The sequence below is a fragment of the Chryseobacterium sp. Leaf405 genome, from assembly GCF_001425355.1.
GTDB lineage: Bacteria > Bacteroidota > Bacteroidia > Flavobacteriales > Weeksellaceae > Chryseobacterium.
Genome location: NZ_LMQN01000003.1, coordinates 64,925 through 80,635, shown reverse-complemented (window position 1 = coordinate 80,635; position 15,711 = coordinate 64,925). Strand labels below are relative to the sequence as shown.

General features: G+C 35.2%; 11 protein-coding genes. 6 read left to right on the top strand and 5 right to left on the bottom strand.

What is annotated here, in order from left to right:
• The first annotated feature begins 83 nt into the window (after positions 1–83).
• On the top strand, positions 84–587 hold the full coding sequence (gene purE, locus ASG22_RS03620) for a 5-(carboxyamino)imidazole ribonucleotide mutase (RefSeq protein WP_055980735.1): 504 nt from the start codon (positions 84–86) through the stop codon (positions 585–587).
• Between the two features lie 100 nt (positions 588–687).
• Here purE and yiaA read toward each other — a convergent pair whose 3' ends face one another.
• Positions 688–1,080: an inner membrane protein YiaA gene (gene yiaA, locus ASG22_RS03615; RefSeq protein ID WP_055980732.1), complete on the bottom strand. Its 393-nt coding sequence runs from the start codon at positions 1,078–1,080 to the stop codon at positions 688–690.
• A 160-nt stretch (positions 1,081–1,240) separates the two neighbouring features.
• Positions 1,241–2,557 carry an adenosylhomocysteinase gene (gene ahcY / locus ASG22_RS03610; RefSeq protein WP_055980729.1) on the bottom strand — a complete coding sequence of 439 codons (1,317 nt, stop codon included), beginning with the start codon at positions 2,555–2,557 and terminating at the stop codon, positions 1,241–1,243.
• A 164-nt stretch (positions 2,558–2,721) separates the two neighbouring features.
• Here ahcY and ASG22_RS03605 point away from each other — a divergent pair, with 164 nt between their 5' ends.
• From ASG22_RS03605 to ASG22_RS03590, 4 genes are all read left to right on the top strand, one after another.
• Entirely contained in the window at positions 2,722–3,246 is a 525-nt protein-coding gene (locus ASG22_RS03605) for a HugZ family protein (RefSeq protein WP_055980726.1), read from the top strand.
• Positions 3,247–3,430: 184 nt separating this feature from the next.
• Positions 3,431–4,306 (top strand): carbon-nitrogen hydrolase, encoded by an 876-nt coding sequence (locus tag ASG22_RS03600; RefSeq protein WP_055980724.1) that lies wholly within the window; start codon positions 3,431–3,433, stop codon positions 4,304–4,306.
• Positions 4,306–5,361 carry an agmatine/peptidylarginine deiminase gene (locus ASG22_RS03595; RefSeq protein WP_055980721.1) on the top strand — a complete coding sequence of 352 codons (1,056 nt, stop codon included), beginning with the start codon at positions 4,306–4,308 and terminating at the stop codon, positions 5,359–5,361. Before ASG22_RS03600 ends, ASG22_RS03595 begins: the two co-directional genes overlap by 1 nt.
• Before the next feature lie 174 nt (positions 5,362–5,535).
• Positions 5,536–6,150, top strand: coding sequence for a 4'-phosphopantetheinyl transferase superfamily protein (locus ASG22_RS03590; RefSeq protein WP_055980718.1), 615 nt, complete (start codon positions 5,536–5,538; stop codon positions 6,148–6,150).
• Here the strand turns inward: ASG22_RS03590 and ASG22_RS03585 are convergent.
• The 3 genes from ASG22_RS03585 to porU form a co-directional block, all read right to left on the bottom strand.
• A complete protein-coding gene (locus tag ASG22_RS03585; RefSeq protein WP_055980715.1) occupies positions 6,131–8,413 on the bottom strand; it encodes an FUSC family protein in 2,283 nt (760 codons plus the stop codon). The two genes, ASG22_RS03590 and ASG22_RS03585, sit on opposite strands and share 20 nt — an antisense overlap.
• 354 nt (positions 8,414–8,767) lie before the next feature.
• The gene (porV, locus tag ASG22_RS03580) at positions 8,768–9,931 is read right to left on the bottom strand and encodes a type IX secretion system outer membrane channel protein PorV (RefSeq protein ID WP_055980712.1); all 1,164 of its coding nucleotides are present in this window, start codon (positions 9,929–9,931) and stop codon (positions 8,768–8,770) included.
• A 60-nt stretch (positions 9,932–9,991) separates the two neighbouring features.
• Positions 9,992–13,885: a type IX secretion system sortase PorU gene (gene porU / locus ASG22_RS03575; protein WP_055980709.1), complete on the bottom strand. Its 3,894-nt coding sequence runs from the start codon at positions 13,883–13,885 to the stop codon at positions 9,992–9,994.
• A gap of 163 nt (positions 13,886–14,048) precedes the next feature.
• Here porU and gldJ point away from each other — a divergent pair, with 163 nt between their 5' ends.
• Positions 14,049–15,650: a gliding motility lipoprotein GldJ gene (gene gldJ / locus ASG22_RS03570; RefSeq protein WP_055980837.1), complete on the top strand. Its 1,602-nt coding sequence runs from the start codon at positions 14,049–14,051 to the stop codon at positions 15,648–15,650.
• Positions 15,651–15,711: the final 61 nt, after the last annotated feature.

The following is a 15,711-nucleotide window of genomic DNA, read 5'->3' as shown; positions in this document are numbered from 1 at the left end:
CCGAAGGTACAGAACAACTTTTACGCCTTTTTGCATGAACATTATTAATTCTTTATCTTTGAACATCTAATAAAAATTGAAGAATGGTAGGAATTATTATGGGAAGTCAAAGCGACTTACCAATCATGGAACAGGCAGCAAATTTTTTGAAATCGTTGGACATTCCGTATGAACTGACGGTGGTTTCTGCACACAGAACACCGGAAAGAATGTTTGATTATGCAAAAACAGCAAAAGAAAGAGGGTTAAAAGTAATTGTTGCCGGAGCAGGAGGAGCAGCGCATCTTCCGGGAATGGTAGCAAGCTGCACGACATTGCCTGTGATCGGAGTTCCGATTTTGTCTAGTAATTCTATCGATGGTTGGGATTCTGTACTGTCAATTCTTCAGATGCCGGGCGGAATTCCGGTTGCTACAATGGCATTAAACGGTGCTTTGAATGCAGGTATTTTGGCTGCTAAAATTGTAGCAGTTTCAGATCCTTTGGTTGCTGAAAATCTTCAGAAATATCAGGATGCCTTAAAGGATAAAGTATTAGGAACCGTGGATGATATTAAAGCGAATCATCCGAACCAATATGATAAATAAAATAACTTGAATACTGAATTGGTAATTTAGTATAGGATTTAAAAATTTATTACTCATCTTACAAAAACGCCTCACAAAAAGTAAGGCGTTTTTATTTTTATTATTCCTGAAGCATATTGTCTCGAGTATTTTTTTGAACAGCGATGGCTCCGAAAAGTGCCAATAAGAATGCAAAAGCATAAAATCCTTTTTCACTTGGCAAAATGGTCGCATTAAAGAGTCCTATAGCTAATAAAATAATAGAAGATAGGGTAGCAAACCAACAGATTCCATAGTAAATATCGGTTACTTTGATGTTTTCTAATCGGTCACGAACGGCTTTCTGTAAAGAAACCACAGCAAATAATCCGTATAATAGGATGGTGAAATAATATCCTTTTTCATTAAGCAGCATTTCTGCTCTTACCAATCCGACAATATATCCGATCATTCCTGCCCCTAGCGCAATCCAAGATGCCGCAACGAATGCGTTTGATACATTTTGTTTTTTCATTCAATTATGTTTTAATTATATATTTCAAATATATTAATTATTTATTAATCCAAACATAGGGAAAATACGGTGAATTAAGATATATAAAGAAAATTTTTAGTCCAGAAACAAAAAACTCTCCAAATTTTGGAGAGTTTCAATATTATTAAAGATTAAAATCTTAATATCTATAATACTCAGGCTTGAATGGTCCTTTTACATCAACACCGATATATTCAGCTTGTTCAGTAGAAAGAACTTCTAGCTCAACGCTTAATTTTTTAAGGTGAAGAGCAGCAACTTTTTCATCCAAATGTTTAGGCAACATATAAACTTCGTTTCCGTAAGCTTCAGAATTGTTCCAAAGTTCGATTTGAGCCAAAGTCTGGTTAGAGAAAGAGTTAGACATTACGAAAGATGGGTGACCTGTAGCACAACCAAGGTTTACCAATCTACCTTCTGCAAGGATGATTACTTCTTTACCTTCTTCTAAAGTATAAATATCAACTTGTGGCTTAACTTCAGTTTTTGTGTGACCGTAGTTTTCGTTCAACCAAGCCATATCGATTTCGTTATCGAAGTGACCGATGTTACAAACGATCGCTTTATCTTTTAATTTTAAGAAATGTTCTTTTCTTACGATATTGAAGTTACCCGTAGTCGTGATTACGATATCTGCGTTATCAACTACAGTATCTAATCTTTTCACCTCAAAACCGTCCATTGCAGCTTGTAAAGCACAGATTGGATCAATTTCAGTAACTGTTACGATAGAGCCAGCTCCTCTGAAAGAAGCAGCAGTACCTTTACCAACGTCTCCGTATCCGCAAACTACCACTCTTTTTCCAGCAAGCATTACGTCTGTAGCTCTTCTTACAGCATCTACTGCAGATTCTTTACATCCGTATTTGTTGTCGAATTTAGATTTAGTAACTGAATCATTTACATTGATGGCAGGCATTACCAAGGTTCCGTTCTTCATTCTTTCGTACAATCTGTGAACACCAGTTGTTGTTTCTTCAGAAAGCCCTTTGATATCTTTTGTAAATTCAGGATATTTATCAAAAACCATATTTGTTAAATCTCCACCATCATCCAAGATCATATTCAATGGTTTTCTGTCTTCACCGAAGAATAAAGTCTGCTCGATACACCAGTCGAAATCTTCTTCATTAAGACCTTTCCAGGCATAAACAGGGATTCCTGCAGCAGCAATAGCAGCAGCAGCGTGATCTTGAGTAGAGAAAATGTTGCAAGAAGACCAAGTAACTTGAGCTCCAAGAGCAACCAAAGTCTCGATAAGAACAGCCGTCTGGATCGTCATGTGAAGACATCCTGCGATTCTTGCTCCTTTAAGCGGCTGAGACGGTCCGTATTCTTCACGGATCGACATCAAACCTGGCATTTCTGCTTCTGCAAGGGTAATTTCTTTTCTTCCCCATTCTGCTAGGGAAATGTCCTTAACTTTATAAGGAACATATTGTGTTGTAGTACTCATATGTTATGAATATATTTAATTCAAATTATAATAAGATGCAAAATTACGATTAATAATTTAGATAAAAAAACGGTACTAAAATCCATAATATGAGATTATACATACCATAAAATTATTTATTCTAGTTCTAAATAGTGTATTTTTGCAGAAATAAATCTTTTATTATGAATCATACACAAGAAGAATCTCAAAGACAGGCAAAACCTCTTACTCCTAAAGTGAAAGAGCTAATTGGAAGAACAAAAAGTATTATTTTGGCAACGGTAGACGCAGAAGGCACGCCTAATTCTAGTTATGCGCCATTTGTACAGGTCGACAATACGTTTTATATTTTGGTGTCTTTCATGGCAAAACATACTAAAAATCTTGCTGACGGTAGAAAAACTTCTGTTATGTTCATCGAAGATGAGTCTGCTACAAAACAAATTTATGCTCGTGAAAGATTAACAATCGAGGCTTCAACTTCTCAGGTTGAAAGAGATTCTGAAACGTGGAATACTGTGGTATCATTATTAAAAGAAACTCACGGAAAAGTAGTAGACGTTATCGCTGAAATGAAAGATTTCATCTTGATCGGGCTTCACCCAACGAAAGGTTCTTACGTAAATGGATTCGGAAGTGCATATTTTGTGGACGAAAATCTTGAGATTATGGAGCACAGAAACGATATCAATCACCAAACTAAATAAGAAATACATATATTAATGTACATGGAAGCCTCACAGATTTTTAAAATCTGTGAGGCTTTTTCATGTGTTAAAAATAAGCTAATAATAAGTTTCTATTTAATTAATCTATCAGATATATTTTCGATCAAAACTCCTTCACGATCTATTTTAAAAATATTATTTTTGTACTATAAAAATTCAGAACATGTCAAAAGTAAAAATAGGTACCGTTCAGATGTCTTGTGTTGCAGACAAGCAGGAAAATTTGAACAAAGCCATCGAAAAAATAAAAGAAGCTGCTGCAAAAGGCGCACAAATTGTTTGTTTACAGGAACTATTCACGTCACTTTATTTTTGTGATGTAGAAGATTATAATAACTTTGATTTGGCGGAAGCAATTCCTGGCCCATCAACAGATGCACTTTCTCCTGTTGCCAGAGAATTGGGCGTAGTAATTATTGCTTCGCTTTTCGAAAAAAGAGCTCAGGGATTATATCATAATACTACCGCTGTGATTGATGCAGACGGAACTTATTTAGGGAAATATCGTAAAATGCACATTCCGGATGATCCTGCTTTTTATGAAAAATTTTATTTCACACCGGGAGATTTAGGATATAAAATTTTCCCTACAAAATTCGGGAAAGTTGGAGTTCTGATTTGCTGGGATCAATGGTATCCGGAAGCTTCAAGAATTACAGCTTTAATGGGAGCTGATATTATGTTTTATCCTACCGCAATTGGTTGGGATACCGCTCAGGATGAGGAAACAAATCAGGATCAATACAATGCATGGCAAACGATCCAACGTTCTCATTCTGTAGCAAACGGACTTCCTGTAGTTTCTGTAAACAGAGTAGGGTTTGAGCAAGATGGTGCCATGAAATTCTGGGGCGGAAGTTTTGTAACCAATGCTCAGGGGAAATTATTGTATTTAGCATCTCATGATCAGGAAGAGGTTGCTGTAACGGAAGTGGATTTATCACAAACAGATTACATGAGAAAGCACTGGCCTTTCCTTCGTGACAGAAGAATTGAAACTTATTCGCCGATTACGAAACGTTTTATTGATGAAGATTAATGATAGATAATACTAAAACACCTAAAGAATTAGGATACCGTTTTCCGGCAGAATGGGAAGAACATGAAGCAACCTGGCTTTCATGGCCGCATAAAGAAGAATCCTGGCCGGATAAACTGCAGGAAATATATCCTTATTATTCAGAATTTATAAAAATTCTTTCTCAGGATGAATTTGTGAGAATCAATGTAAAAGATGAAGAAATGAGAAAATTTGCAATGGATTGTATTATGCAGGCTGGCGCAAATTTAGAAAATGTAGAGTTTTATTTTAATGAAACTAATGATGCATGGTGTAGAGATCACGGACCGGCTTTCTTAGTGAATAAAAATGGAGAAGAACCTCAGAAAATTATTTTAGATTGGGGATTTAATGCATGGGGCGGAAAATATCCTCCGTTTGAATTGGACGATGTTATTCCTACAAAAATTGGGAAAGAATTTGATATTCCAGTGATTTATCCCGGAATTATTATGGAAGGCGGATCTGTAGAGTTTAATGGAAAAGGAACGATTCTTACATCTAAATCTTGTTTGCTTAATAAAAACAGAAATCCGCATTTGTCACAAGAAGAGGTAGAGCAATATCTGAAAGATTTCTATTGTGTGGAACAGATTCTTTGGGTAGAAGACGGTATCATTGGCGACGATACCGACGGGCATGTAGACGATACCATTCGATTTGTGAATGAAAATACAGTTCTTACTGTGGTAGAAGATAATGTAGAAGATGACAATTATGAAATTCTTCAAACCAATTTGAAGCAGCTAAAGGAAATGCGTTTATTGGATGGAAGTTCGTTAAATATCATAGAACTTCCTATGCCGGATCCTGTAATTTGGGAAGATCAACGCTTGCCGGCTTCTTACGCTAACTTTTATATTGCTAATAAATCGGTCATCGTGCCAACTTACAGATGCGATAAAGATGAGGTTGCTTTGGAAATTATCCAGAAATGTTTCCCTGAAAGAAAAGTTGTAGGAATAGATTCTACGGATATTATTTGGGGATTGGGAAGCTTTCATTGCTTAAGCCAGCAGGAACCTTTGGTTTAAAATAATTTTCTTCAAAAAATAAATTCCATTATAATAAGAATGACCGTTTTTGTTATAATGGAATTTTTATTTGGTAGAATTTTAACCAATGTAATCAATCTTGTGGATTATTGCGGATACAGAAATCTTTACATTGTTCTAATTTTTATTATTTTTACGACATAAAATTATTCAATGCCTCTTTACCGTGATTTTTCTGATGATAACGCAACAATTCTCGTGTGGAAGTACGATGAAACTGAAGATTTGGATATTCAGAAATTGTTGGAACCTGAAAACGCAGAGAAAGTAAAGGATTATCATCCAAAGAAATTATTGGAGGTTTTGATGGTTCGTAAGTTATTAAAAGGCTTAAAACCGAATTCGAAAATTTTATATAAGGAAAGGGAACCTTTTCTGTCGCCGAAAGATGCCGAAATATCCATCACCCATTCTTTTCCATTTGCAGCGATTGCTATTTCTAAAAATAAAATCGGGATTGATCTTGAAAAATTTAATCCAAAAATTTTAAGGGTAATCGATAAATTCACGTATGAAAACGAGCGTGGTTTTATTCCTTTTGATAATGAAGTTACTTATTTTACAATCATCTGGAGCGTAAAGGAAAGTATGTACAAAATTCATCATTCTAAACACTGGTCACTGAAAAAACATTACGAAGTAAAACCTTTTGAATTAAAACATATTCACGATATTAAATGCAGAGTTCACGACGAACAGATTTCCGATGAATTTAAAGCCAGAGTAGAGTTTTTCGACGAATATTGTTTTACGATTGTTGAGGAATAGGTTTACTTATTTCTGTGTCGGCAGACTCGCTTTTATACTTTTCAATTACTTTTCGCTGTTCTTTTGCCACGTCATAAATCAGTTCAAGAATATCATGTACATTTTTCAGCTCTGTTAAATGTGAGATTTTATCAGGATCTCTTCTGTCGAAAGATTCAGTTTCGGTAAGTTCTGTTTTTCGTTTTAAAATTAAATCTTCTAGTGAAGAATCTTCCGGTTCGATACGGCTTTCCATTTTTAAAGCTTCACTGATTTTGTCGCCATTCAACAAATTTGAAATCTGCTGCATTTCAGATTCTATTTTTTTGCTCCAGCCTTCAGCATCAATTTCAGGAAATTTTTCATCATCTTTCACATATTGCGAAAGAGAAGCAGTGTAAGCAGTAATTAAATGTGAAGTTGCAACAAACTGATGTACCACTTCCAGTTTTTTCTGTTGATTTTTCGGTTCAGAAATCATTCTCTGAAAATTATCCGAAAGGTTTGCCAATGAAATGATAGCGTTTTTTCGCTTCACTTTATAATCTTCAATATCAAAGTCTTCTCCGATGAACTTAGAAATCACGCTTTGGAAATAAATTAAATTGCATTCCGCAGATTTTTTCATTAATTCTAAATTCTGAGTATGCTCCCAAACCGGCAATACGATGTAAGCGACAATCGAGGTAATAATTCCGGCAATAATGGTATCCACAATTCTGTCTCTGAAAATAATGTCGACATTTCCCGGACTCAAAAAATTAAAACTCAGGAAAACGTAGATCGTCATAAACAAAACTGCCCAGAAATACCGTCCTTTCAAAAAGCTGAAACACATAATCATGCTTAGCAAAAGAATACTGAATAAAAGTTGGTTGATATGAATAAAATGCAGTATTCCATACGCAATAACGGCTCCGGCAATTGTTCCGTAGAGACGTAGCAGATTTCTTTTTTTGGTGATAGAGTAGGCTGGTTTTAAAATGGCAACTATTGTAATTAAAATCCAATACGTATGACCAATTCCCAATAATTGAAATAACGAAAATGAATACCCTAATAATAAAGCAATTGTAATTCTCAACGCATGACGAAAATGTGAAGAGGAAAGTGAGATATTGTTTTTTAAAACTTTAATATTAAGCTTTTCTTCATTGGGCATGAATTTTTTTAAATCTAAACCTGTAGAAAGACTTTTTGCGAGTTTTATATTTTGTGAAAAGACTTTATAGATTTCGTTGATTTCTTTTGTAATCTCGTTGATGCGCATCAGGATCTGACGAAGAACCATAAAGTCTTCAAGACTGTCCGGAGTCAGTTCTTTATTTCTCAGTTCAAAATAGTGATGATTAAGATTTTTTAGCTCAGCATCCAGATTAAACATAGGTTTTGCCCTTGTTCCGATTTGAAGCGAGATTCCGATGTTGGTAATTTCTTCTGCCAATAAATTCAGATAATCATGGATGTTTACCAAGATCATGCTGTCGTCGAAACTTTTCTGAAGTTTTTCGTAATCGCTTTCTGAAGTCATCAGTTTCTCATGAAGATCCATTGAATTCAGTAACATCAACATCAACAAACGGCTTGTTGTCGTCGATTCATTTACGATAACCCTTGTTTTGAAAACGGTTTCTCTGGTTTCTTCCTGAAGGTTTTTTATTTCAATCTGTTTGGCGATAACCTGTGTGGTTAGTTTATTGAAATCAGGATTTTTCTGATAATAATTGGCTTTAATTTTTAAAAATTCTGCTAACTGAAGATAATTTTCTCCAATCATCTGACTTGCCAATTTATAAGGCTGAATGGTCGTTACAATTAAAAATATCAATAAGAACCAGGCACAGCCCGAAGCGAAAATTAATAAGCTTTTAAAAATATTGGCTCCGGTTAAATGTCCGTCGATAAAGATGGCAAGAACTACTAATGATAAAGAACCAACGGCGGCTAATCTTTGTCCGTAAACTCCGATCAACGAAAAAAATATTCCGAAGACAATAATTTCTGAGAGAACCAAAATTTTAATATGCATTACCAAACTTGCAATAAGGGCGACAAAAACAAAGCAAATAATGGCGAATGTTAAGGCATTTCTTCTGCGGATAAATGGTCCTGGCTGATCGGTGAGGGCAACAAAGCTGGTTCCGAGAGGAAAAAGGAAATATTCTTTTAAGATCCCGAAATGGGCGAGAACGAGGCATGGCAGAACGGTTGCCAATGTAATTCTGATGGCAGAGTATACATATTGGCTGGTGACAAATTTTTTGAGTTCCGCAGAATAGTTCATACTACAAAAATAAGAGTTAAATATGAATTGTGAGTTTTGCTATGCAGATGAATTGTGAATTTTTCTGAAATATTTTTTTTAGGTTGATTTTCTAATGGATAACGGAACGATAAAGGGGTTATGGTTCTTCGAAATGTTGATAGGAAACACAAAATTCCTAGCCCAGATTGAAGCATTTGTTTGAACTCATTTTTATTTTCAGGCTGTGGTGGCGAAGCCGCCACAGCCTGAAAATAAAAATAGCGAGTGCGAAAAGCTGGAATTGCTCTTAAAAAAAATCAATATTGCCAAAATTGCTTCAAATAAAAAAGTCCCATAAAATATGAGACTTTTTAAACTTGTATGTTGTATTTCTTAATAATCTACGTTTGAAGTTTCTTCACCAATGTTCCATGTAAGACCGAAACGAAGCGTGTTATCCAAAGCAGTATTAATTTTAGACATATTGATAAGGTAAGAAATATCAAGACCGAAAGAACGGTACTTTAATCCGATACCAGCAGTTGCAAACTGTCTTGCTCCCTGCTCTTCACTTTCGTGGAAATATCCTCCTCTTACAGCAAATGCATTGTCATAAGAATATTCCAAAGCACCACTCATCATAACTGAGTTTTTGTTTTTGAAAGATTTTCCGATACCAGCGATAGGTCCTACGTTTGGAATTTCATAAATAGGATTTCTGCTGCTGTCATATCTACCTGTAAATTCTGAACCAGGAACTAAGATTTTAGAACCTTCAAAGCTGATTCCAAGTTTGTTCATGTCATCTAGATACGTATCATAACCAATACCCAATCTTGCCATGGTAGGAAGATAAGATCTTGATTCTTCGTTTCCTGTATAGTCTAATTTCGGACCTAAGTTCTGAATAGTGAAACCTGCATTCAGTTTACCATCCATATTTCCGAAACTTGAAAATTTAGGAGATGTATAGTATCCTGAAACGTCTACTGCGAAAGAGTTTGCCGGTTTAAGGGTAGTGTCAGTGTTGAATCCTCCGGCTAAATCTGAACGGATAAATCTACCCGTAACTGCCATTGAGTATGAATCTGAAAGTTTAAGACCATAAGCAACATCAATAGAGAATTCGTTTGGTTTGGAAGTACCGTTTGAAACAACGTCGTTACCAACCAAAGAAGTTAAGTCTACTTCACCCATATTGAAGTAATAGATACTTGCAGAGATGGTAGATCTTTCTTCCTGCCCTAAGAATTTATGGAATGCTCCATACAGCAAAAACACATCATTGGTAAGTTTACCCATGTACGGTGTATAGTTTATCCCTACGGAAGAACTGGTTCTGCTAAAAGGATATTTTGCAGCATTCCAGAACTGAGAAAATGCATCAGGAGAGGTTACAACCCCTTGGTCTCCCATACCTCCGGCTCTTGCATCAGGGGCAATTCTTAAAAACGGAGCTCCTGTTAATACAGGTCTTACTAGACTTAAATCTTGAGAATAGCCTAAAAAACCAGCACCTAACCCAATTCCTAAAAGCAGTTTAGTTGTTAAATTCATATGTTGTCTTTTATATATTATCAGTTTTTTATTAATATTATTAACTATAATTATTTTAATTTATTTCAAAAGTACCATTTTTTCTACAGCTGTAGCACTTCCTTTGCATTTTTCTTGATTCTGACTTTTTGCAAATATCTTAAAAATATACGTACCTTTTGCTACTGTGGCACCAAAATCATCTCTTCCGTCCCATTCTATTGCCTGACGTGGCGTTCTAAAGCCCTGTAGGAAAGGTTCTGCAACGACTGGCTGTGATAAAGTTCTTACCAATTTTCCTGTAATTGTATAAATCTGGACATTTACATCAAGAATATCATCACAGTTATGCTCAAACTGAACGTATGTTTTATTGGTAAACGGATTTGGCCAGTTCAATGGTCTGTTAATGATCAAATGTTGATCGGCTTCATCCTTAACTTCAAAATTCAACGTAGAAGTTGTGGAATTATTGTTGATGTCCCAAACTTTAAATGTTAATTGATGTTGTCCTACGGCAAGATTTCTGAAAGGGTAGGTTACATTTCCTTTTTGGTAATCTGCTAAACTCGGGCTGACACATCCGTTTCCTTCACCCGGTGAATAAAAATCATTCAATACAACGGTGTTGATAATTTGTCCGTCCAAATATACTGTAATATCGTGACCGATACCAGAACCTGTAGAATTAATTCCCGTATCATCTGTTACACAAGCCAGCAACATTGGGTTTTGGTCTGTAATACCCCCTTCTGCAAAGTTGGTGTTATTCATATATAACTTCACTTTTGGTGGTTCGTTATCATTAATTCCATTGGGATTAATATCTCCTACCTGTACTGGCTGGTTGTTGAAAACATCACTTGCTTTGTTATCGGCGTAAGCTAAGATTCTTCCTGTACCAATGGCATAGTTAATATCTTTAGGAACATAGAATTCTGCGGTAAACACACCATTTACTGCTATCCCTGCAGCTTTCACGATCGCACTTCCTTCTTCTGTATATTGAAGAACTGGAGATAGTGCTCCACTGTTATTTAAAGTTGTTTTATTTAATCTTTTATCGAAAATATTAATGATAACTTTTCCGTTAAAAGATGTGTTTACAGATCCGTTAGGATTGTTGATATGCCCTTTAACCTTTACAAAATCTAATCCTCTGATTAATCCCGGAACCGGCGTTTCAATATTATCGATAACCAATAATCTCTTAGGTCTACTTAATTTCATAGCTGGATCACCAAGATAGTTTACTTTTAAATGGTTGTTTTGTCCGCCATATTGTTTTTTTGCATTAAGGTGTGCATATCCCAATGTTTCAAAATCGTCACTTGTTAATTTAAAAATATTCTGAGTAAAAAGATTAGTAAAGTCGATTCCGTAATCTACCGCAATAGCACGGCTGGAAGTAATCATCGTAGCCGGACCTCCTTGTTTTAATTTCATTAATTGTTCTCCGGCGGAAGCTGTAGCCGGTTCGTCCCAAAGTGTAAATTCACATGTAATGGTAGATACAAAAGGGAATCTGCTGTATACGTTAGAAAAATTATTAAGATTGTTAATTTCATCTAAAGTAAAAACTCTTTCCTGCGCCCATCCGTTAATACCTCCATGTCCGAAATAGAAAAGATAAAGGCTGTTTCCTACATCGTTGAAAATTGCCTGATTTACCTGAGGATATCTGAATCCGCCAGATGTACTTTGTCTCGGGAAAGCATCCAGATATAGTTTTCTTACATTATATTCTTTAAGATCTGTTCCTGATTCAAATACCGAAGATAGGGTACTGTTCATTACATCATGAAAAATAGGTCCCGTATCATTATCATCATCCACAACAAAATCAAGTTTCATTCTCCATTCTCCGAAAGGAGAAGATTGTCCTGATAAACTGTTGTTATAAGCTAATGTTTTATCGATCATATTGCCGGCTTCTGTTACAGTTGCGGCAGGAATACGCCCCACCGGCAAATCGGGAAGATTAGAATCAATATGCTCAACCGTTTGTGGTTTTGTCATTACGATATAATCGTCTGTAACGTAGGATGCAATAACATCATTAGAATTTTCACTATTATAGCTTGAAACGATGTTGGAATTATTAGATATTCTATTCTTATAATCGTAAGAAGCATCTCCTAAAATAAATACATATTTCAATGTTCCTAGCGGAGTATTAAGTTTTGTGACAAAATCTCTGATTGCGGTAAGATCTCTGCTTCCGCTGCCAAATTCATTGTAAATTTTATCGGTATCGATAATCTGTACATTGTAATTGTTTTTTGTCTGATGATAATTAGCCAATCTTTGAGCCTGTGCCATCATTTCAGGAACTGTAATAATGAGATAATCTACATTGGATAATGCTGAAAGATTCTGATTACCAATTCTCCCCACAAACTGAGGACTGAAAGCCGCATCATTTCTGAAAGCTACGAATTCGTTATTAAAATTCTGATCAGATGCTGTATAAGCGAAGTTAAATGTGGTATTTCCTGATGCTTTATTTACCCTTCTGTTAGCATTGGTAATATCAGTAACATCCCAGATTTGTTCTGCCGATCCTGCATTTGATAAGCTGAAACCATAAGTTGTATTACTCCCACTAACCAAAGAATAATCTCTGAAATTGATTTGAGTTCCATTAAAAGTAAGGTTATCTTTATACTGAACCTCAAAATAATCAGGATAGAAAGTTCCGTTAGGGTTTGCGGTAATATTCGGTTTCAGATTAAATGTAAGTTGCGTTCCTGTTAAACCTGTAGTAGTACCGGCATATTTTATAGGAAAAAATTCGTAGGAAGCAGATAGGTCAGGTTGTGGAACTATTGTTACAGTAGGACTCTGATTATTTATATCGATAGAAAGAGTGTTTTTTTGAGACCTGAATCCTATCGCCTGCGCTGTATATCTTATGACATCTCCGGGCTGTATTGCAGAAGCTGTAGTAAAACTCACCGTTTTGTCGGTTACAAAAGGAGCATCTTCTACCCAGGTTCTTCCGACTTTCATCAAGTTTTTCTGATCGTTATTAATCACCTGATAATTATCGAATCTTGTGATAAGTGGGGTGGCAGGTAAGTTAATATCAACTGGCTGAACTCTTTTTCCCGGACCTTTATCAAAATTGATAAAATAATAGGAAACATCTTCATAAATATTTTTCACGTTTTCACTTGAAGAAAATCGGGTTTCTCTTCTTTTATAACCGTTACCATTTGATTTATTATAAAGATTATAACCATCAGGACCCTGAGCATAAAAAAGCGCATAATCATTGTCATTCCATGTTCCGTCATCTTCACCTACAACCTGAATGGCATTTTCCTGAAGAGCGCTGTATTTAACATCCTGATTGAATTCCGGAAGCATAACTCCTCCATTTCCGTAGATTCTGAAGTTTTTCGGGTTAACAGAAGCCGGATTAATTCCGTTATCTCTTAAAAATTGTGCAGTAATTTTAAAAATACCTGATTTGTCAACTTTAATTTTATAAAAAGCCCCAGTAGATAAAGGATTATTTGCAGTTCCTACTTTTAAAGCATTTCCGGAAAGATTGGAAACGTTGGTTTCTACAATTTCAAAAGAAGATAATCTCTGAACTTTTCCTTTCACATTTTTAAACAAAGAAACATTGATGCTTGCATATCGCTGCCCATCTAAGTAATAATAATCGACATCCTTCACTTCTTTGTCAAACAAAAGATCTTTACTTAAATCAAATAAGTCTTTATTAGAAACATTTTCCCAAACTTGATTAGAAATTTTTAACTGGTTTTCGCCAACTTGTTGTTTTTTGCTTATAAATATGTTATTTTGGCTGAAAGAAAGTCCTTCATTTTTGAAATTTGGAAGATTTAGTTTTGCAACACCAAAGTCTCGGATTTTAGAACCATCCCAGTCGATGTTTATTCTTTGAGCCCAGAGTGTTGATACAAAGCTTAATAGAAATAAAATCGTGATTTTTTGTCTCATGTTATTATTAAAATTTCTGAATTACAAAATAAATGAAAATTTTATAATTAAATTGCGATACAATAAAATTAATTTGTTAACGTTTTTCAAAAAAATCAAACTATTACTTGATTTATTGAATAATTTATTTTTTCTTTGTACTTTGAAAATATTTATATCGACTATGAAAAAACTAAAGTTGTTTTCATTAATAGCAGTAAGTTCTACACTTGCATTAACCAGTTGTGGTGGATCAGGTACTAGCAAAGGTGGCGGTACTAAAAAATTTGTCAGCAAAACAGGTTGGAAACCAAACGAAAAACAAGGTTGGTTTTTTGCAGGAAAGCAACAAAAGCAGAAAGGTTGGCCAGGAATGGTATATGTAGAAGGTGGAACTTTTACTATGGGATTAGTGAAAGATGATGTTATGCATGATTGGAATAACTCACCGCGCAGAATGCAGGTAAGTTCATTCTTTATCGGAGAAACAGAAATTACTAACTACGAATACCGCGAATACCTGACATGGTTGAAGTATGTATTCCCTCCAAGTGATCCTAGTTTTAAGGAGATCTACAACGGTGCGTTGCCAGATACCTTATTATGGGATAACAAACTATCCAGAAATGATTATAATGAGACGTATTTCCGTTCTCCTGAATTTGATTATTATCCGGTAGTAGGTGTTTCTTGGACTCAGGCAAATAGATACTGCGAATGGTTGTCAGATAGAGCTAACGAAAAAGCTTTAATGCAAGCCGGAATCATTGCCAAAGATTTGTATATCAACGAATCGAATAATCAAGGTGGAACTGCATTCAACATGGATAAATTCAAATCGAATGATCCTGAAATGCAAGGATATATCAATGAGAAAAGAATGCAGCAAAAAACTGGTTTGAAAACTACAAACCAAAGATTATTAGCTGCTAACAGAGCTCCAAACGCTGCAATGGTATCAAAATTCAGACTTCCAACAGAAGTAGAATGGGAATATGCAGCTCTTGGTATGGCTAAAAATAGAGAGTACAATCAATATAAAGGTAAAAAACCTGAAATTGAATTACTTAGAGGTACTAAAGGAAGAGATAGAGGAATGTTCATGGAAAACTTCAAAATGGGAAGTGGTGACTATTCTGGTATCGCAGGTTGGAAAAATGACGGTTCAGCAAGAACTTCTGACGTTAGAAAATATCCATCAAATGACCTAGGAATATATGGTATGTATGGTAACGTTTCAGAATGGACTGCCGATGTATACAGACCAATTATTGACGAAGATTTCAGTGATTTCAATTATTATAGAGGGAGTATGCCTCAGGCTATCGTAAGAAACGGAGATGGAACTTACAAAATGGTAGACGAGAGCAATATTAAGTATGATACTTTAGCTGATGGTAGATTAGTTTACAAAACTTTACCGGGTCAGTTTGAAAGAGAAACTATTGCTGACTATAGAAACTACAGAGATGGTGATAAACAATCATCTTTAGATTATAGAACTGCTTCAGACTCTGCTACAGGATTCAATATGTACAATGCTCCTCAAGCGAGATTTATTGTAGATGCTGGCGGAAAAGTAGTATTACAGAAAGATAAAAAAGAAAGAACATCAGGAATTTCTAATGATATTAGAGTAATTAAAGGTGGTTCTTGGCAAGATACAGCTTATTGGTTAGACCCAGGTCAGAGAAGATACAAGAGCCAGGATAGAGCTTACGGATGGATTGGATTCCGTGTTGCTCAGGATGCTAGTGTAAACGATAAGAGTAGAACGAGAAGATAATATTTATCAAAATAATTTTCAAAAACCTTCCATAATTATGGAAGGTTTTTTTATTTTTGAA

Coding starts and splice junctions, on each gene's coding strand:
- purE (WP_055980735.1), top strand. CDS start 84: ATGGTAGGAATTATTATGGGAAGTCAAAGCGACTTACCAATCATGGAA.
- yiaA (WP_055980732.1), bottom strand. CDS start 1,080: ATGAAAAAACAAAATGTATCAAACGCATTCGTTGCGGCATCTTGGATT.
- ahcY (WP_055980729.1), bottom strand. CDS start 2,557: ATGAGTACTACAACACAATATGTTCCTTATAAAGTTAAGGACATTTCC.
- ASG22_RS03605 (WP_055980726.1), top strand. CDS start 2,722: ATGAATCATACACAAGAAGAATCTCAAAGACAGGCAAAACCTCTTACT.
- ASG22_RS03600 (WP_055980724.1), top strand. CDS start 3,431: ATGTCAAAAGTAAAAATAGGTACCGTTCAGATGTCTTGTGTTGCAGAC.
- ASG22_RS03595 (WP_055980721.1), top strand. CDS start 4,306: ATGATAGATAATACTAAAACACCTAAAGAATTAGGATACCGTTTTCCG.
- ASG22_RS03590 (WP_055980718.1), top strand. CDS start 5,536: ATGCCTCTTTACCGTGATTTTTCTGATGATAACGCAACAATTCTCGTG.
- ASG22_RS03585 (WP_055980715.1), bottom strand. CDS start 8,413: ATGAACTATTCTGCGGAACTCAAAAAATTTGTCACCAGCCAATATGTA.
- porV (WP_055980712.1), bottom strand. CDS start 9,931: ATGAATTTAACAACTAAACTGCTTTTAGGAATTGGGTTAGGTGCTGGT.
- porU (WP_055980709.1), bottom strand. CDS start 13,885: ATGAGACAAAAAATCACGATTTTATTTCTATTAAGCTTTGTATCAACA.
- gldJ (WP_055980837.1), top strand. CDS start 14,049: ATGAAAAAACTAAAGTTGTTTTCATTAATAGCAGTAAGTTCTACACTT.